This is a genomic window from Gordonia sp. 11cp (assembly GCF_057767225.1).
Genome location: NZ_CM173437.1, coordinates 1337557 through 1355457, shown reverse-complemented (window position 1 = coordinate 1355457; position 17901 = coordinate 1337557). Strand labels below are relative to the sequence as shown.

Here is a 17901-nt window from a genome sequence, read left to right as displayed (position 1 = left end):
CGTTACACTTCAGCGGGACGGGTACCACTGCCCGGGGGGACCAATACAATCCCTCCTCGTACGACTTCGTACACAAGCCCGCAGCAGTACCCGGTAGGCAAGACCCGCAAGCGGCCGGTTCCGGCCGTGGTGATCCAAAGGAAAACTGACGAATGCTGACACGCGCCCGTAAGCGCCTCGTCGCCGGACTCGTGGCTCTCGTGGCCGTGTCGGGTGCGACGCTGGTCGCAGCTCCGCCGGAGGCCTCCGCGGCCAACGGCTGCAATGTCGAGTACGTCCGCTCGAACGCCATGAACCGGACCGTGCCCGTGTGCATCGTCTCGGCCGGCGGTGGCGGACCGAAGCCGACGCTGTACCTGCTCGACGGCCTCCGTGCCCCCGCCAACAACAGCGGCTGGCTGATCAACACCGACGTCGCGCGCTACATGGCCGGCAAGGGCACCAACGTCGCCATCCCGTTCGGCGGTGCAGGCAGCTTCTACACCGACTGGCAGACCCCCGACCCCCGGCTGGGCGTCAACAAGTGGGAGACGTTCCTGACCCGCGAACTGCCGGGCTACATGGCCGCGCGTCACGGCAGCGACAACCGTCGCAACGGGATCGCCGGGCTGTCCATGTCGGGCACCTCGGCGCTGAACCTCGCGTCGCGTCACCCGAACTTCTACAAGGCCGTCGCCTCGTACAGCGGCTACCCGACGGTCACCCTGCCGGGCTTCACCCAGGGCATCATGGCCTCGGTCGCGGAGGTCGGTGGCAACCCGTTCAACATGTGGGGCTTCTTCCCCGCCGGGACCTGGTTCCAGAACGACCCGTTCCTGAGCGCGGGCAACCTCGCCGGCAAGAACGTCTACGTCTCGTCCGGTAGCGGTGTCGGTAGCAAGTACGACTCGTCGGTCAACCCGTCCAGCAGCAACTTCGACCCCGTCAAGTTCGCGCAGATGATCCCGCTCGAGGTCGCCGCGTCGACCAGCAGCCAGCTCTACATCGGTCGCCTCGCGCTCGTGCCGGGCGTCAAGCTCACCACCCGGATCACCCCGGACGGTGCGCACTGGTGGGACTACTGGCAGAGCACCTTCAAGGAGTCGTGGGCCAAGACCTTCCGCCCCGCCTTCTTCTGAGGGCCGCGGTAGTCTCGCGCACGTAAGACAGTCGGCAAGGGCCGGTGACCTTCGGGTCACCGGCCCTTGTTGTATCTGCTGGGTGAGCCGCTCGTGCACGACTGCTGGGTGAGCAGCTGTGCACGCGTAGCGTGCCCGCGCGCCCCTGCTGGCCGAGCAGCTCGAGCACGCGTAGCGTGCCCGCGCGTCCGTCGAGGTCACTTGTGGGGGCTGGTTGCGGAGGGGGCTTCGACTCGGCGCCTCGCTCCGCTCGGGGCCGGCTCAACCCGCGGGGGTGTGGCCCGGCTCAGCGCGCGGGGGTGCGGCTCAACCCGCGGGGTGCGGCTCAACCCGCAGAAGTGCCGGACCGAAAACACCGCGGGCGCACCCGGTGGATACCGGATGCGCCCGCGGTGTGTGCTCTGCCGCTCGCTACTCGGGCGGGGGCTGCTTGCGGAAGGTGCGCGTGGCCGAGTCGTCGGCCGGCGGTGTGTCGCCGACCTTGGGGATCTGCTCGGTCGGTCGCTCCCACGGATTCGCGCCCGCAGGTGCTGCTCCCGCCGGCGGGGCGTCGCGCTTGATCAGGGTGGTGTCGCGCTCGTCGGCGGGGGGAGTCGTGGGCGGCGGGGTGTCGTCGACCCGGGTGTCGTCACGGCGTCCGCGGAAGAACAGGAGCAGGGCGGCGATCAACAGGATCGCTCCCACGATGCCGAGGATGATCGGCACCCACACTCCGCCGACCTTCAGCTGGTCGACGTAACCGCTGGCCTTGCCCGCCTGGTTGGAGACGGTGTCGTCGGTCCACTTGAACGTGCCCTTCAGGGCGTCCATGCGGAACTCGCGCACCGCTTCCGGCGTGGCGTCGCTCTGGTCGGGGGACTTGAAGTACTGGTGCTGGTCCTCACGACCGTCGACGATGGTCCCGGTCTCCGGCTCCACCCAGACGTGGCGGGTCGCGGCGGCGTACCGGTGCATGGTGATGGGATCGTTCGCCCGCACCCCGCGCCCGGTGATGCCCCACCAGCGGGCGGGCATCGTCAGCATCGTGCCGAGTGCCGCCTCGCCCTGCGCGTTCGGGAGGTTGGAGAGGTCGGTCTCCGGGACGTCACACACGAAGTGGTACGTGTTCACCCCGTCGATGGTCTCCTCGCCCTCGAACTTCGCCGCGCAGTCCTGGCGGGTGTTGAGGTCGTAGTACGGGTAGTCGCGCTGCTGCACGTCGAAACCGAACTTGTACTGGTAACCGGTGCGGTTGTCGATGGCGACCGACACGTCGTTGACGTTGCCGCCCTCGGGAACCGCCTCGAGTTGCAGCGAGCTGACCGCACCGTTGGGTGCCGAGGTCTTGCGATTCACCGACACCCGGTCGATGGTCGCGGTCAGCAGACCGTCCTCGCACGTACGCGTCTCACCCTCGGCGGCGACGGTGGGTTCGGTCTCGGTTCCCTCGGCATCGCGCAGGCGGTCGATGCGCACGGTCTGCGCCGACTGCAGGCTGGCCTGGCGGCTGTCCGACGGTTCGATGATGATCGAACGTCGCTGCTGCGTGAGGTGCGCCTCCAGAGTGCGGGCACGATTCTCCGACACCGAGCAACGATCGAAGATCACCGCTGGAAAGCGTTCTCCGGTCGAACCGTCCGCGGCGACAGTGGTGGCGTCGGACGTGATGTCCAGATCGAGCGGAACCACCTTCAACTGCGGCACGAGATAAAGCGGTATGGCGACGGCCGCCGCGATGCACGCAGCGCCGAAGAAGGCCAGCACTGCCGGCACAAAACGTCTCATGTGTGACTCCTGGAATCAGCTGATCGCTCCCACCCTAACTGTCGCGTTTGCCACAGAAGGGCACAGTGGGTCCGACATGCCGGGATACGCGGCGCCCGGTCAGCGCCGGTCGGCTCGCCGGTCGCGTTCGGCCTCCTTCAGGATGCCGGCCATGTATCCGTAGATCTCCTTGTCGGACATGGCCTTCCATCGGGGTGCGAGAAGCTTGGTGTACTTCTCGACGTACAGCAGCTGCTTTCCGACGAGGACGAGTTCCCGGGGCAGCCGCGCATCGTGGGCCTTGGCGACCGCGGCGAGTTGCCGCCCGAGGTCGGTGTAGGACATCGAACCGAGGTCGGTGGTCGACAGCGGAGTCGTCACCTTCTTGATGTCCTCGGCACCCTGGGACGTCGACCCCGGCTTGTGCACGGCGCCGAGAAGGAAGATGGCGCGGCCCGCGGACTCGTAGTCCCCGCGCACCACGAGATCGACGACGAGCTGGCGGAGGATGCGCCGGGTGCGGGGGGTGAACCGTCCGACGATGCCGAAGTCGAGGAGGACAAGCTTGCCCGCGTCGTCGACGAGGACGTTCCCGGCGTGCAGGTCGCCGTGGAACAGTCCGCCGTGGAACGCCGATTCGAGAAGCGACAGCAGCAGGTTGCGGCAGAGCGCGACACCGTCGTGGCCTGCGGCACGTACGGCCGCGGCGTCATCGATGCGGGTCGCGTGGATTCGCTCCATCGTCAGCACGCGCTGGGTCGTGTAGTCGTCGTAGACGTGCGGGACGCGGACGCGGTCGCCGAACGGCCCGGGCTGGAGACAGGCGAACCACTCGCGCATGGTGTCGGCTTCGATGCGGAAGTCCAGTTCGGCGTCGAGGCCGGCCGCGAAGTCCTCGACCACGTGGCGTGCGCTGAGCATCCGCCCGTACTCGGAGATCTCGGCGAGGCCGGCGAGGCGTTCGAGGATCGCGACATCGGGGGCCAGGCGGTCGGCGATGCCCGGGCGCTGGATCTTGACCACCACCTCCTCGCCACCGGGGAGGGTGGCGGTGTGCACCTGGGCGATCGACGCCGACGCGATCGGCACCGGATCGAAGGTCGCGAACACCTCTTCGGGAGCCCGACCCAGTTCGGCGATGAACTGTTCGCGCATGAGTGCCGGGTCGGCCGGCTTCACCCGGTCGAGCAGCGATTCGAACTCGGCGGACATGGACTCGGAGAACACGCCGGGACTCGAGGCGATGAGCTGACCGAGTTTCACATAAGTCGGTCCGAGATGTTCGAAGGTCGTGCGGATCTCGTGGGCTACCCTCGCCGAACCCGGCGCGCGGCCCCGGAGGGCGTCGCCTGCCGTGTGGAGGACGAAGCGTCCGACGCCCGCGGCCGCATGGGCGGTGGTCGTCCCGAATCGGCTGAGCTCGGCGATGGGGGACACCGGGTGCAACTGCGTGCGCTGACCGTCGTCGACTGAGCTGTTGATCGTCACCGTCGGTCATTGTAACGATCATCGACGGCGAATCCAGTGTCGGAGCGCATCGGCGGAGGGTGACTGCGACGCCACGACGTGCCGTTATGGCAACGAAGCCGACCTCGGGGCACACTGGCAGCGTCGGACACATGCACCAGCCCGCATCTGTTCGCGTCGTCGGTGCGTCGCGCACCACCACATCTGCCACCCTCCGAAATGTGCACCGAGGAGCCCGCATGCCCACCACGGTCAACGCCTACGCCGCCCCGGCAGCCGATCGTCCGCTCGAACCCACCACCATCGAACGACGTGACCTCGGCCCGAACGACGTGTCGATCGACATCGCGTTCGCCGGGATCTGTCATTCCGACATCCACACCGCACGCGACGAATGGGGTGGGACGAGGTTCCCGGTGGTACCCGGCCACGAGATCGCCGGGACGGTCGCCGCCGTCGGCGACGAGGTCACCCGATACGCCGTGGGAGATCGGGTGGGCGTGGGCTGCTTCGTCGACTCGTGCCGTGAGTGCGAGCCGTGCCGACTCGGCGAGGAGCAGTACTGCGAGCGGGGCAACGTGGGCACCTACAACGCCGTCGGACGCGATGGGACACCCACACAGGGCGGATACAGCACGTCGATCGTCGTCGACGAGAACTACGTACTCCGGATTCCCGACGGCATCGCACTCGACGAGGCGGCCCCGCTGCTGTGCGCCGGGATCACGCTCTATTCACCGCTGCGGCACTGGGGTGCCGGGCCCGGGAAGAAGGTCGCGATCGTCGGCCTCGGCGGTCTCGGGCATGTCGGGGTGAAGATCGCGCACGCGCTCGGTGCGGAGGTGACGGTGCTGTCGCAGTCGCTGAAGAAGATGGAGGACGGTCTGCGACTCGGAGCCGACCACTACCACGCGACCAGCGACCCGCAGACGTTCCGGGAGCTGCGCAACACCTTCGACCTCATCCTGAACACCGTGTCGGCCAATCTCCCGATCGCCAAGTACCTCGGCATGCTCGCCCTCGACGGCACGATGGTGGAACTCGGGCTCCCCGAACATCCGATCGACGTCCCCGCGGGCGCGCTGGTCGGAAAACGTCGCAGCTTCGCCGGTTCGATGATCGGCGGTATAGCGCAGACCCAGGAGATGCTCGACTTCTGCGCGGAGCACGGCATCGGCGCCGAGATCGAGGTGATCTCCGCGGATCGGATCAACGAGGCCTACGACCGCGTCGTGGCCTCGGATGTGCGCTACCGCTTCGTGATCGACACGTCGACGCTCTAGTGGTGGGTCTCGGCATGTTTGCCGCCTGAAATCGGTGGGCACCCTCGTGAGAGTCGACTGCCCCGACATCAGGCAAGGAGGCCGCGCATGAATTCGACCCGATTCCGCGAGCTGGCGACCGCCACCGGTCCGTTCGCGACCATCTACATCGACGACTCCCACAACACCGAAGACGCCGCCCACACGGTGGAACTCCGCTGGCGGGCTCTCCGTGCGGAACTGGAGTCGGCGGGTGCCGATCCCGCCGTGGTGGAGTCGATCGGCACCACCCTGCTGGACGGGACGCCGGCGGTCGGGCCCAGCGGTCGTGCTCTGATCGCGGGTCCCGGCGGCGTGCTGCTCGACGAACACCTCTGCCGTCCACCGGTCACACCCGTGGCGCGGTATTCGCCGGTGCCGTACCTGGTTCCGCTGATCGAACACGGTACGAGCGCCCCGCGGCATGTGATCGCCGCGGTCGACCACGCCGGCGCCGACATCGAGCTCTTCGAGGCCGGCGGGTCGTCGATGAGGCGCGAAAGCGTTGAGGGAGAGGGTTATCCGATCCATCACGCGGCTGGTGCCGAGTCGCCGGGGTACGGTGATCCGCAGCAGCGCAGCGACGAACAGAACCGCAAGAACATCCGGCAGATCGCCGATCGCCTGACCGCGATCGTCGACGCGGACACACCCGAGATCGTCTTCGTCATCGGCGAGCTCTCGTCGTTGTCGGACCTGCGGGCGGCGGCTCCCGAGCGGCTCGCAGAACGGTTGGTCGATCTCCAACTGGGAGCCCGGGACAGCGGCATCGCCGACGAGGACATCCGCAAGGCGGTGACCTCCGAACTCGAACTGCGCCAGAACCGCACGATGGCCGACGCGGCGGAGAGCCTGCAGGCGGGGCTCGGTCACGACCCGGCGCTCGCCGTCGAGGGGCTGACGGCGGTGTGTGGAGCCCTGCGCAACGGCGAGGTCGAGAGGCTCGTCATCGGCGACCTCGAGGACGCGGTCGTATTCGACGGCGGAGACGCCGCGGGAGGCCTCGCCGCGGTCGCACCGACGCCGGAGAACCTGTCCGAGTTGGGCGTCCCGCCGGCGCGCACGCTGCGTGCCGACGAAGCGCTGCCGATGGCAGCGGTCCTGACCGGTGCAGACCTGGTCCGGATCGACGAGCGCATCTCACCGCGCGACGGCATCGGCGCCGTCCTGCGGTATGCACCGAGAACGTCGGCCACCGACTGACTGGTTCACCCACAACCGAACCGTTCGCTGGGCCCGGCGCGGCGTGACGCGCCGCGCCGGTTTGCCCGCGGTGACGAACGGGAACCCACCCATCTGACAGAGGCACCATCGAGACCCACCGACGGAAGGTCGACGCACACGATGACCGAAGAACTTCCCATGGAGCCCGCCGAGACCGGGACCCCCGACGCGACGCCGGATGATGCCCGCCGCAAGGTCGACGAACTCGAGGAGCGGACAGTCCACGAACCCGACACCGATGAGCAGGTGGACCCCTCCGCCGCCACCGCCCGCGACGACGAGGACAACCCGGCCTCCCCGGCCGCTGGTGAGTCCGAACCGCCGGACTGAGACCGCTTGGACGACACGACGGCACGGCTCATGAACAGCCAGGAAAGTGACGATCGACGCGCCGGTGCCTTGCGCATCGTCGCCGAACACGGACTCCCCGCCACCCTGATCGAGGGTGGCGAGGACCGTTTCGCGCGGATTGCCGAGGACCTGTCGCTGGAGTACCGCGGCCATACCGTCACAAGGGACACCACGCTGCAGATGACTCCGCGTGGTGACCTCGAGACGGTCTGGGGCACTGACGATGCGGCCGACGAGGTGATCGTGTTCGTCACCGAGATGCCGCGGCTGTACAAGCCGCGGGACAGTGACGAAAACGACCGCAGTCCCCACAATTTGGTGGTGCTGGCCGAACTCGACCGCGAGCGCCACGCCGCCGTCGTGTCGCTCCCCGCGCTCGGCCCGGTGCCCCGGCGGGCACTGCGCACTCTGATCGCGACCATCGCCGGGACGATGACCGGTGAGGATTCGATACGCGGGTTCGAGCAGCAACGCGGCATCCTCGTCACATCCGACGGCGACACCGAATACGTGTGCGCCGAAGGCTATTCGCGCCGGCTCAAGCTGATGGCCGGAATGGTCCGGGGGAATCGACCGTGGCGGTTGATCCCGACCCTGACCGGTATGACGGCCGCAGCTGCGGCGGCGGCGTCGTTCGGCATCTTCTTCTCCACGATCTGGTCCATGGCGAACGCGCTGAGCGCCTGGCGTTTGGCCGCGATCACGCTGCTGTCACTGGTACTGGCCTCGGTATGGCTCATCACCAACAACAGGTTGTGGGAACGCGCGACGGTCACCGCGAGACCGCGCGCCCGCCTCTACAACATGGCCACCGTCTGTACGGTCGTGTTCAGCGCGGTGGTGCTCTACGCCGGACTGTTCGCGGCCACCCTGGCCGCCGCGCTCATCGTCATCGACGAGAGCTTTCTCGCCTCACAGCTCGGACATGCGGTGGGACTACGCAATTACGTGTACCTGTCGTGGCTCGCGACCTCGATGGGGATCTTCGCCGGAGCTCTCGGGTCGAGTGCCGACAGCTACGACGATGTCCTGCGCGCCACCTACGGATACCGAGAGCGCCTGCGTCGACAGGCATCAGAAGCCGCCGCTGATCGTTCCGAGAGCGAGATGCACTGATCGGTGAAAGCCGACCTCCTGCCGTGGTGCAGTTTTCATCGCGCGGCCACGTTTACGTCCCGCTCATCGGATCTCATCAGCGTGACGTAGACAGGACCGCGGGAGTGGAACCCACTGTCGCAGAGACTATTCGTACGGCGGAAAGCTGTTCTGCGACAGCAATCGCGCGAGATGTACCGCGTTACGGGCGGCGGCGCTGGTGGCCGAGGCGACGGGGTCGGGCACCGCGTCGAGATCCTTGTAGTCGCGGCCGCCCATCGCCTCGTCGTTCCAGTAGGTGTTGCCCTGCCCGGGGATCGTGAACCCGATGTCGTCGAGCGCCCCGAAGACGTCGGCGATGATCTTGTGCGCACCGTCCTCGTTGCCGACGACACCGCACAGGGCGACCTTCCCGAGCATGGTCGGGCGGCCGGCGTCGTCGGTCTCGGAGATCTCGGCGTCGAGTCGCTCGAGGACACGCTGGGCCACGCTCGACATGTGGCCCAGCCACGTCGGGGTCGTGATCACCAGGATGTCGGCCGCGGCCACCCGCTCGAAGATGGCAGGCCACTCGTCTCCGTCACCCATGTCCCGTTCGACTCCGGGCCGGATGTCGTGGTCCACTGCCCGGATGATGTCGCCGGACACGCCGTGTTCGGCGAGTGCGTCGAGGATGTGCCGGGCCATGAGGTCGCTGCTCGATTCAGCGGGCGACGGTTTGAGGGTGCAGGTGATCGCGAGTGCTGTGGTCATGTCGGATCGCGTACCCGAACCGACCCGATTGCAACCAGGCGTCAGCCCGCGTGGTTCTCGGCGAGCATCGCCAGTCGTCTCAGGCATTCGTTCAGACGCGGGGACATGACCGCCTCCTGGACGACCGGCGGAATCCACTTCAGCGGCGCGGTCTCGACGAACTCCTCCATGCCGATCAGGGAACCGTTTCCGTCTTTCTCGACGGTCATGCGGATGCGCGCGCGGCCGAAGGGCCAGCCGGCAGCCGACAATTCGAGGAGGCCGGCCTTCGACTCCACGGATTCCGTCTCGTCGTCGAGCAGGGCGGGCCACACGCCCGCCGAATGATGGATCTTGGATCCTGCCTGCGGCCACGACTGATCGACGTCGCGGATGCGGGAGGCCCCGACGACCCAGGAGGCGTAGAGCCAGCCGTTGGACAGCACCGACCAGACCTGCGCCGGTGTTGCGCTCGTGTGACGTTCGACTCGGTTCATGCTCGGGTCTCCGTTCAGTGCTTGTTGTCGGTTGTCGTCAGACGCCGGATGACGTTGCGGTCGAACAGTCTTCGGGGTAGACCACGGACGCCGTCCGATGCGAGGGCAGCGCGCGCGGCGTTGTTGCCGCACGCGCCGTGTACACCGCCACCCGGGTGGGCGCCCGATCCGGCGAGGTAGAGCCGGTCCACCGGCGTCGACGCACCACCGAGGTTGGGCGTAGGGCGGAAGATCAACTGCTGGAACAGCTGTGCGGTGCCGCCGTTGACCGTGCCGTGGACGAGGTTGGCGTCGGAGGTCTGGAGGTCGCGGGGTGTCTGGACGTGCCGTCCCACGATGAGGTCGGCGACGCCGGGTGCGTGCGCCTCGAGTACCGCGTCCATGCGCCGAGCCAGCAGCTGCGCCGCTTCGTCGTCGGTCACCCCGCGCGGGAGATGGCTGTAGGACCAGGCGCTCTCCGTGCCGGCGGGAGATCGCCCGGGGTCGGCGGTGGTCATCTGGCCGAAGAGCAGGAACGGGTGTTCGGGGACACGGCCGGTTTCGATGTCGGCGGTCGAGTAGGCGATGTTGCGTGCGTCCGCGCCGAGATGTACCGTGCCTGCCCCGCCGAGATTCGCACTGCGCCAGGGGATCTTCTCGCCGAACGCATAGTTCACCTTGACCACGGGGGTGTCCCAGGTGAAGGTTCGGAGATCGTCGAGGACGCGCGCCGGCACGTCGTCGGCGGAGAGCAGTTCGGTGTACAACGCGGGCGCCGAGACGTCGGCGAGAACGGCCCGTCTCGCCGGCCACCGCCGACCCGTGCTGTCCACGACCCCGGTGGCGCGTCCGCCCTGGACGTCGATGCGGGTTACCCGTGTGTCGCACACGACGGTCACCCCGGCGCTCTCGGCGCCGCGCCGGAGCGCCGCCGACAGTTCCCCCGCACCGCCGACGGGTACCGGATACCCGGTGTCCTGGCCGAGCATGGTCAGCAGATACCCCATGAGGCCGCTGCCGGGCGCGTGCAGGGGGATGTCGGCGTGCAAGGCGTTGCCGAGGATCAGCAGACCGGCCTTCTCGCTGTGAAAGAGCTCCCGCACCATCTGATCGGCGGGCAGGATCAGGAATCGGGCGAGGCGCAGGGCGTCGGCCGTGCCGAGCGAACGCAACACCGACAGCAGCGCGCGGACGGGTGGAAACGGGCCGAACAGGGTGTTGAGGATCGCCGGGCGCAGCTGCTGCCACTGCTCGACCAGGTCGAGCCAGGCGCGCCGGTCACGCTCGTCGAAGCCGGCCAGGTGCGCCGCGGTGTCGGCGGCATCGGGGAACACGACGGGCGCGTCGACGTCGTCGGGACCGGCGGGATGGCCGAAAGCCAGAGGTGCGCGGCTCCACTGCAGGCCGTGGCCGGCGAGGTCGAGGTCGGCGAACACCGGTGACGCCACCGCGAGCGGATAGAAGGCGCTGAACAGGTCGGTCACATACCCGGGGGTGAGTTCTGCGCTGCGGACCGCGCCACCGACCTCGGGCTGCGATTCGAGGAGCGTCACATCCCACCCGGCATCGGCGAGGCGTATCGCGGCGATGAGGCCGTTGTGACCGGCTCCGATGACGACTGCGTCCGACACACTCACCGATCGACTCCTCTCCGCCGTGGCCACGTCCGTCCGGTGCGCGGGGTACCCGCGGCCCCACACGGTAAACGCGTGCGGGCGACGCCGTGGCCGCGTCAGGTGATCATGGGCGATGTGTAGTGGCCCGGCAAGGGGGTAGTCCGCTCGGGTGACGAACTCGTCTGAATCCCGGTCGCGACGGCCGGGCCTGCCATTTCCTCTCGAACGCCTGTGGCACCCGCGGGTCTCCGACCGTCGGCTACGTCGACGATGTGCCGGACGGCCGGTGGTGATCACCGGCGCCGGGGCAGGCATGGGCCGGGCGCTGGCGCGACGATTCGATGGCGCGGGTGTCGAGCTGTATCTGGTCGACGTCGACGTCGCGGCGGTCCGGGAGACGGTACGGCTGTGCGACGCGGGGGCCCGCGTCCACGTCGACCAGACAGATGTGTCCGACGCGGACGCGATGACCGCCTATGCGGACGCTGTCGTCGACGAATCCGGGCCGCCGGCAATGGTGTTCAACAACGCCGGGATCACGATGGTGGCCGGGGTCCTCGAGGAGGACGACGATTACGCGCGGCGGATCATGTCCGTGAACCTGGGCGGGGTGGTGAACGGCACGGTGGCCTTCCTTCCGCATCTGGAGGCGGCCGGGAGCGGTTCCATCGTGAACACCTCGAGCGCGTTCGGTTTCCTCGGTTCGCCTGCGCAGTCCGCGTATTCGGCGTCGAAGTTCGCCACGCGAGGGTATTCCGAGACCATCCAGCACCAGCTGCGCGCCGCCGGTTCCGGTGTCCGGGTACACGTCGTGCACCCCGGCGTCGTGCACACCGAGATCGCCGCCCGTGCCCGCTATGTGACACCCGGGGTGCGGGACTTCGTGACCCGCGGATTCGATCATCGACTGCCCGGGACCAGACCCGCCGCGGCGGCCGCGGCCATCCTCGACGGAGTGCTGGCGGGCCGGGACCGCATCCCCGTCGGACTCGATGCGCGCGCACTCGATGTCGGCGTCCGGCTGCTCGCCGGCGCGCTGCAGCGCCCGGTGGCGACGCTGACCCGCCCTGTGTTCCGGCGGATCCTGGGGCAGGCCACGTTCGCGGGGACCCTCCGCCATCCCGATCCGGGGTTGTCCCGGTCGCTGTGACCGGTATGTGCGAGCCTCAGTCGTTGTGCGAAGCCAGGTTTCGTGTCGCCGGCCCTTCGAGGACCTCGCCAGTGTGGCTGAACCGCGAGCCGTGCAACGGGCAATCCCAGGACTGCTCGGCGTCGTTCCACCGCAACACCCCGTAGAGGTGCGTGCACAGCGGCGCGACCGACCGCGTCTGACCCTGCACCGTGCACACGCCCTCGGGCTTGACGCCGGAACGTCCGACATTGCCGTCGCCCTCTTTCGGTGCGCCGTCGGTCGGCTTCAGCAGCGAGAGATAGCCCGCCGCCATGTATCCGGCGACCTGGGCATTCGCCGACACCGCCGAGGCCAGTGACCCCGGACGACTGATCTCCGTGGTGCGCCACGGACGCAGGGTCGCCGACCACGGCGGCTCGGACCCCAGGATGCGACCGGCCATCGCCAGCGCCGCCGCGACGCCGTTGGTGAGACCCCACTTGGCGAAGCCGGTCGCCACCTGCACGGACTCGACGCCGGGGAGAATCGGTCCCACATAAGGCAATTCGTCGATGGTCGTGTAGTCCTGGGCCGACCAGCGGGCCACCATCCGGGCACTGGGGAAGTGCTTCTCGGTCCAGCTGAGCATGTCCAGGACGTGCTGTCGCTCGGACTTCGTCCGGCCCACCTCGTGCCCGAATCCGCCGACCATCAGCAGTTCACGGTCGTAACCGGGTCGCCTGACCGTCCGCAGCGAGACCGACGGGTTGTCGGAGCCGAGGTACATCTCGCGCGGGATGTCCCCGTCGACGATGAACGCGGCCGCGTAGGACCGCTGGGGATGGACCCGGGCGAAGAATCCGCCGCGGTCGAGGAAGGGCTGTCCGGTCGCGATGACCACCGAGTCGGCGCGCACGTCGCCCGCGTCGGTCGAGAGGACGTTCGGTGAGCCGTGGCGCAGGCCCTGCACGCGGACGCCCTCATAGAAGTGGCCGCCGTGCGCGCGCAGGTCGTCGGCGAGGGCACGCAGCACGACCATCGGGTCGATCTGCGCCTGTCCGTCGAGGCGGATCGCGGTGCGGACGTCGAAGGGCAACTCGGGACAGTCGACGTGTTCGACCGGGAGGTCGTGGGCGCGGCAGGCCTCGAACTCCTTCTCGACCGACTTCGCGCCGGACGAGGTGGCCGCGAAGGTGAGGGCGGCCCGCTCGTCGACGGGCAGCCCGCGATGTTCGAGGTAGTGCCGCAACCAGGCCTGGCCCTCCCGATTGGCGTCGACATAGTCCTGGACGGCCGCGTGCCCGTGGCGGCTCGCTATCGACGACAGTCGGGTGCCCTGCAGCAGTGAGAGTTTGCCGGTGGTGTGGCCGGTCGCGGCGGCGCCCATGTGGCGCGCCTCGAGGACCGCGACCGACTGACCGGCGCGGGCCAGGAGCAGGCCGGTGGTCAGGCCGGTGATCCCGCCGCCGACGACGACCTGGTCGAAGGTGTCGACGACGTCGATGGGCATCGTCTCCGGACGGACATCGGGCAGGGCGTCGGGGGCTGCCTCGCCCGCGGGGTCGAACCAGAGGGTTTTCATGCTGGTCGGGGTTGCCCCAAGTGGACGTGGTCAAACATCGCCACACGGCCGCCGTCGAGCATGTCGTCCCGTCCAGCTGCAGGGTAGGGTTTTCGACTGGGAATCGAAAACGGTTCGGGACTGTTGTCCCGGATGCCGGCCACCGGGTGTGGGGGCTTCGGATGCCGCGGCGAGAGGCGAGTGACATGAGCGGGTCCATACGCATGGGAGCCGGGACGGATCAGACGGTCCGCGCCGACCTGGTGGTGGTCGGTGCCGGTATCGCCGGCCTGACCGCGGCGCTGTGGGCCGCCCAGGACGGACTCCGGGTCGTCGTCCTCAACAAGGGTCCGCGCTGGGACGCCGAGAGCGGGGATCAGCCCACCTCGACGTTCTACGCCCAGGGCGGTGTCGCGGTGGTGATACCGGGAACGGAGCCGGGGGGTTGGAGCAGCGACGACTCGGTGGACCGCCACCTCGCCGACACGGTCGCCGCCGGCGGCGGACTCACCGAGCCGACGGCCTCGGGTCTCATCCTCGCCGATGGCTGGGCCTCGGTGTCGGCCCTCATCGGCTGGGGCGCCGAATTCGACCGCGACGCCGACGGTTCGCTGCTGCGGACCCGCGAGGGTGGTCACACCCGGCGGCGCATCATCCACGCCGGCGGTGACGCGACCGGGGCGGCCATCCAGCGGGCGCTCCACGAGGCCGTCCGACGCGCCGGCGGGGACGTGCCGCCGATCCGATTCCTCGACGACACGATCGCGACCTCGGTCCGCCTCGAGGACGGTCGAGCCGTCGGCGTCGACTGCCTGCGGGCCGGGCGTACCGAGTCCGTCCTGGCGCCGACCGTACTGCTCGCCACCGGCGGAACCGGGCACCTCTACGCCGCGACCACCAATCCGGCCGGGTCGACCGGCGACGGCATCGCGCTCGCGCTGCGAGCCGGGGCGGAGGTGGCAGATCTCGAGTTCATCCAGTTCCACCCGACGATGCTGTACACCCAGGGCGCGCGGGGACGACGGACGCTCATCAGCGAGGCCGTGCGCGGGGAGGGCGGCCGACTCGTCGACGTCGACGGCCGGTCGGTCACCGCGGGCGTCCACCCGATGGGTGATCTCGCGCCCCGCGATGTGGTGGCCGACGCCGTGCAGACCGCGATCGAGCTCACCGGACACCCGTGCGTCTACCTCGACGTGAGCGGCGTCGTCGGCTTCGAGACCCGCTTTCCGACGGTGGCCGCGGGGGTCCGGGCCGCCGGGCTCGACCCCGCGTCCGGACGCATCCCGGTCGTGCCGGGAGCCCACTATCTGTGCGGCGGCGTCGTCACCGACGAGTCGTCGCGCACCGCGGTGGACGGGTTGCTAGCGGCGGGCGAGGTCGCGCGCACCGGGTTGCACGGTGCCAACCGACTGGCGTCGAACAGTCTCCTCGAAGGTCTGGTGATGGGCCGTCGCGCGGCAGCGGTGGCGACCGCGCGGCGCGGCCTCCCGGTTCCGGAGAGCGGTTGCCGGCGGTGTGAGTCACCCGTCCCGATCCTGGACCGCGATCAGCTGCAGGACACGATGACGCGCCGAGTGGCCCTGCGACGGTCGGCCTCGGGGCTCGCCGCGGCGGCCGACACGCTCGCCGCCGCACCCCGGCGGGTGGCGGAAACGGTGCGTGACGTCGAAGACGCGGCGCTCACGCTCACCGCGACGGCGGTCGTCGCCGCAGCAGCCGCGCGCACCGAGTCGCGGGGCGCGCATGTCCGCACGGATTTCCCGTTGACCGCCGACGTGGCGGAGTCGCGCGTGTTCCGGATCGTCGACGGCGAACTGCGGGAAGCGCGCCACGCGGGCGTACCCGGCTGACGCGACCGGTCAACTCGGTGCGCCCGGTGGGCCGTCGGCGTTAGATTGGCCCCGATGACCCAGATCTCAGCAGACGGCTCGGGGCACGAGGGCACCCCCGATCACGGTGACCCGGTCGCCGCGACGCCGGAACGGATCACCCTCGAGCTCGGACACATCACCCTGCACGCGCTGGCGTGGGGTCCCCTGGCGGGGCCCGTCGTCGTGTGTCTGCACGGATTCCCCGACTCGGCGTGGACGTGGCGGCACCTCGGACCCGAACTAGCCGCCGCCGGGCATCGCGTGATCGCTCCCTTCACACGCGGCTACGCACCGTCGGAAATACCGGCGGACAACGACTTTCACGTTGCGGCGCTCGCCTACGACGCGCGAGCGATCCACGGCGCCGTCGGCGCGGACGACGACGCGGTGCTGATCGGGCACGACTGGGGCGCGATGACGGCGAACGCGGTGGCCCACCGCGACGACAATCCGTACGCGCGGGTGGTCTCGATGTCGGTGCCACCGGTCCCGGCGGTACGACGCTCGGTCGCCGGCGGGATCGACGGTGCCAGGATCCTCGCGCGGCAGGCGCTGATGAGCTGGTACATCGCGTTCAACCAGTTGCCGTGGCTGCCCGAACGGGCGCTCGACCGACTGATTCCGCTGCTGTGGCGCCGCTGGCGACTGAACACGGGCACGGCGGCCGCTCGACCCGACCATCTGCTCGACGTCGACCACGCCCTGGCTGCGTTGCCCACCCGCGCACACCGCACGGCCGCCCTCGGGTACTACCGCGCGCTGCGCCGCCCGCGGACGCATCCCCGCTACGCCTCGCTGCGAGACGACTGGCTGGGTGAACCGCGTTGTCCCACGCTGTATCTGCACGGAGCCGATGACGGGTGCATGCAGTCGCGCCTCACCGACCACGTCCGCGACGTCTTACCCGCCGCCAGCGCGGCCGCGGTCGTCGCCGGGGCGGGTCATTTCCTGCACCTCGACCGGCCGGACGAGGTGAACGAGAGGATCCTCGCGTTCGTCACTTCAAACGCGCGGGGCCGAGAGGGTGGCACCGGACCGGCCCGCTTCGTAGACTGACCCGCGGGATCTTCACCAACAGTGGCCACCGGGGGCGGCCGCTGCAGATGTGCATGCCGGGGGGCTTGCGATCGGGGCGGCACGACGCCCTACGGGCACGAGAAGACCACAATGCGCATCACAGGGGTGTGGTCGCGCGAAGATCTGCGGCGATGCAAGGCATGAAGGGGAGTCCGTATGAACGGCGAGGGCTGTTGGTCGACGGTGGTGTGCCGGCCGGCCGAACGCGCGGCGCTGGGACTGTCGGGTGACTCCGATTGGTTGCTCCAGTGCCGGCTGGCGATCGGCCACCGGGGCAACCACGCCACCGACGCGAGTACGCACCCGCGGCACGATCGGCGTCTCTGGCTCGAGTGGAACGACTTCGACGATCGCGCCCAGTCGCTCATCGAACGCAACCCCTGCCCGGTCCCGTCGCCCGAAGGCGCGGGATGTGTGTTCTTCGCCGGACATGGCGGTCCGCACTTCTACGCGCGCAGCAACGGGCACGCCCCATCGGTGATGACCGGTGCGGGCGCACCCAATCCGCAGTCCGGCACGCCTGATCGCGCCGTCGATCCGCATCGGCAGTCACCCCCGCGGATGGGCTCGCACCGCCTGCCCGACTCGCACCCGGCCGCGTCGCTCTCCGCCCAGCCCCCGGCGCCTGCCGATCCCGAGCCGCACACGTCGTATCGCGGCGGACGGCGCTCGACCAACGTGGAGCCACTGACCGCCGACGATTACCACGGCCGACGCCATCGCACCGATGGTTACGACGTCGCCTACTCGCCGTCGACGGACCCCGCCGATCCACTCGACGGCCCGGGTGTCGGCAGCCCGGGTGCCAGTGGCCCGGTCGTCGGCGGTCCGGGTATCAGCGGCCCGACCGCCGTCCGCCCGGGTACGGGGCCGACGGGGATTGCGCCGGGGAACCTTCCGGCCGTCCCGGGGCCGGACCCAGGCGCTCCGGGTTTCGACGCCGCCCGGGTCGCCGCCATCGGAGCCGCGCTCGACGAGGTGGCCGCCGCCCTGGCCAAGCTGGCTGCCGCGCTGCGGTCGTAGGGGAGGGCACGGCTGACCACCCCCCGGGGCCCTCGGCCCGGGTTATTGGCCGGCGCGCCTGTCCGTGAGCAGGCGACCTCCTCCGCAGGGGCCGACGCCCGCGCGCAGGCGGTGACGTGCCCAGACTCTCCG

15 protein-coding genes are annotated in these 17901 nt (G+C 69.5%); 9 read left to right on the top strand and 6 right to left on the bottom strand.

Annotated elements, in window-relative coordinates; all coding sequences use genetic code 11:
• Positions 1-152 precede the first annotated feature (152 nt).
• On the top strand, positions 153-1118 hold the full coding sequence (locus tag AC3B6C_RS05905; RefSeq protein WP_488375347.1) for an alpha/beta hydrolase: 966 nt from the start codon (positions 153-155) through the stop codon (positions 1116-1118).
• Between the two features lie 411 nt (positions 1119-1529).
• On the opposite strand, the gene pgfA is transcribed toward AC3B6C_RS05905, so the two are convergent.
• Together pgfA and AC3B6C_RS05895 are read right to left on the bottom strand one after the other, a co-directional pair.
• Positions 1530-2882, bottom strand: coding sequence for a cell envelope lipid trafficking protein PgfA (pgfA, locus tag AC3B6C_RS05900; protein ID WP_488375346.1), 1353 nt, complete (start codon positions 2880-2882; stop codon positions 1530-1532).
• A gap of 99 nt (positions 2883-2981) precedes the next feature.
• Entirely contained in the window at positions 2982-4349 is a 1368-nt protein-coding gene (locus tag AC3B6C_RS05895) for an ABC1 kinase family protein (RefSeq protein WP_014928539.1), read from the bottom strand.
• A 218-nt stretch (positions 4350-4567) separates the two neighbouring features.
• Here AC3B6C_RS05895 and AC3B6C_RS05890 point away from each other — a divergent pair, with 218 nt between their 5' ends.
• From AC3B6C_RS05890 to AC3B6C_RS05875, 4 genes are all read left to right on the top strand, one after another.
• A complete protein-coding gene (locus AC3B6C_RS05890) occupies positions 4568-5611 on the top strand; it encodes an NAD(P)-dependent alcohol dehydrogenase (protein WP_488375344.1) in 1044 nt (347 codons plus the stop codon).
• An 87-nt stretch (positions 5612-5698) separates the two neighbouring features.
• Positions 5699-6832 (top strand): Rv2629 family ribosome hibernation factor, encoded by a 1134-nt coding sequence (locus tag AC3B6C_RS05885; RefSeq protein ID WP_488375342.1) that lies wholly within the window; start codon positions 5699-5701, stop codon positions 6830-6832.
• A 141-nt stretch (positions 6833-6973) separates the two neighbouring features.
• Positions 6974-7183, top strand: coding sequence for a hypothetical protein (locus AC3B6C_RS05880; protein WP_010843176.1), 210 nt, complete (start codon positions 6974-6976; stop codon positions 7181-7183).
• Between the two features lie 30 nt (positions 7184-7213).
• The gene (locus AC3B6C_RS05875) at positions 7214-8320 is read left to right on the top strand and encodes a hypothetical protein (RefSeq protein ID WP_488375340.1); all 1107 of its coding nucleotides are present in this window, start codon (positions 7214-7216) and stop codon (positions 8318-8320) included.
• A 126-nt stretch (positions 8321-8446) separates the two neighbouring features.
• Here the strand turns inward: AC3B6C_RS05875 and AC3B6C_RS05870 are convergent, their stop codons facing one another.
• The 3 genes from AC3B6C_RS05870 to AC3B6C_RS05860 are packed head-to-tail and all read right to left on the bottom strand — an operon-like array spanning position 8447 to position 11144.
• Positions 8447-9052 (bottom strand): flavodoxin family protein, encoded by a 606-nt coding sequence (locus AC3B6C_RS05870; RefSeq protein WP_055475966.1) that lies wholly within the window; start codon positions 9050-9052, stop codon positions 8447-8449.
• Positions 9053-9093: 41 nt separating this feature from the next.
• On the bottom strand, positions 9094-9528 hold the full coding sequence (locus AC3B6C_RS05865; protein WP_010843173.1) for an SRPBCC family protein: 435 nt from the start codon (positions 9526-9528) through the stop codon (positions 9094-9096).
• 14 nt (positions 9529-9542) lie between these two features.
• Positions 9543-11144 (bottom strand): phytoene desaturase family protein, encoded by a 1602-nt coding sequence (locus tag AC3B6C_RS05860; protein WP_488375339.1) that lies wholly within the window; start codon positions 11142-11144, stop codon positions 9543-9545.
• Positions 11145-11409: 265 nt separating this feature from the next.
• Between AC3B6C_RS05860 and AC3B6C_RS05855 the strand changes: the two genes are divergently transcribed.
• On the top strand, positions 11410-12273 hold the full coding sequence (locus AC3B6C_RS05855; protein ID WP_010843171.1) for an SDR family NAD(P)-dependent oxidoreductase: 864 nt from the start codon (positions 11410-11412) through the stop codon (positions 12271-12273).
• Positions 12274-12289: 16 nt separating this feature from the next.
• On the opposite strand, the gene AC3B6C_RS05850 is transcribed toward AC3B6C_RS05855, so the two are convergent.
• Positions 12290-13816, bottom strand: coding sequence for an FAD-dependent oxidoreductase (locus AC3B6C_RS05850; protein WP_055475968.1), 1527 nt, complete (start codon positions 13814-13816; stop codon positions 12290-12292).
• A 185-nt stretch (positions 13817-14001) separates the two neighbouring features.
• Between AC3B6C_RS05850 and nadB the strand changes: the two genes are divergently transcribed.
• From nadB to AC3B6C_RS05835, 3 genes are all read left to right on the top strand, one after another.
• Positions 14002-15648 (top strand): L-aspartate oxidase, encoded by a 1647-nt coding sequence (nadB, locus tag AC3B6C_RS05845; RefSeq protein ID WP_488375338.1) that lies wholly within the window; start codon positions 14002-14004, stop codon positions 15646-15648.
• A gap of 54 nt (positions 15649-15702) precedes the next feature.
• Positions 15703-16725 (top strand): alpha/beta hydrolase, encoded by a 1023-nt coding sequence (locus tag AC3B6C_RS05840; RefSeq protein WP_488375337.1) that lies wholly within the window; start codon positions 15703-15705, stop codon positions 16723-16725.
• 177 nt (positions 16726-16902) lie between these two features.
• Positions 16903-17769 carry a hypothetical protein gene (locus AC3B6C_RS05835; RefSeq protein ID WP_488375335.1) on the top strand — a complete coding sequence of 289 codons (867 nt, stop codon included), beginning with the start codon at positions 16903-16905 and terminating at the stop codon, positions 17767-17769.
• The last annotated feature ends 132 nt before the right edge of the window (positions 17770-17901 follow it).

Bases quoted from the DNA above. Each gene is read 5' to 3' on its own strand.
- AC3B6C_RS05890 (WP_488375344.1), top strand. From the start codon at position 4,568: ATGCCCACCACGGTCAACGCCTACGCCGCCCCGGCAGCCGATCGTCCG.
- AC3B6C_RS05865 (WP_010843173.1), bottom strand. From the start codon at position 9,528: ATGAACCGAGTCGAACGTCACACGAGCGCAACACCGGCGCAGGTCTGG.
- AC3B6C_RS05850 (WP_055475968.1), bottom strand. From the start codon at position 13,816: ATGAAAACCCTCTGGTTCGACCCCGCGGGCGAGGCAGCCCCCGACGCC.
- AC3B6C_RS05870 (WP_055475966.1), bottom strand. From the start codon at position 9,052: ATGACCACAGCACTCGCGATCACCTGCACCCTCAAACCGTCGCCCGCT.
- AC3B6C_RS05875 (WP_488375340.1), top strand. From the start codon at position 7,214: ATGAACAGCCAGGAAAGTGACGATCGACGCGCCGGTGCCTTGCGCATC.
- pgfA (WP_488375346.1), bottom strand. From the start codon at position 2,882: ATGAGACGTTTTGTGCCGGCAGTGCTGGCCTTCTTCGGCGCTGCGTGC.
- AC3B6C_RS05905 (WP_488375347.1), top strand. From the start codon at position 153: ATGCTGACACGCGCCCGTAAGCGCCTCGTCGCCGGACTCGTGGCTCTC.
- nadB (WP_488375338.1), top strand. From the start codon at position 14,002: ATGAGCGGGTCCATACGCATGGGAGCCGGGACGGATCAGACGGTCCGC.
- AC3B6C_RS05880 (WP_010843176.1), top strand. From the start codon at position 6,974: ATGACCGAAGAACTTCCCATGGAGCCCGCCGAGACCGGGACCCCCGAC.
- AC3B6C_RS05835 (WP_488375335.1), top strand. From the start codon at position 16,903: ATGAACGGCGAGGGCTGTTGGTCGACGGTGGTGTGCCGGCCGGCCGAA.
- AC3B6C_RS05885 (WP_488375342.1), top strand. From the start codon at position 5,699: ATGAATTCGACCCGATTCCGCGAGCTGGCGACCGCCACCGGTCCGTTC.
- AC3B6C_RS05840 (WP_488375337.1), top strand. From the start codon at position 15,703: ATGACCCAGATCTCAGCAGACGGCTCGGGGCACGAGGGCACCCCCGAT.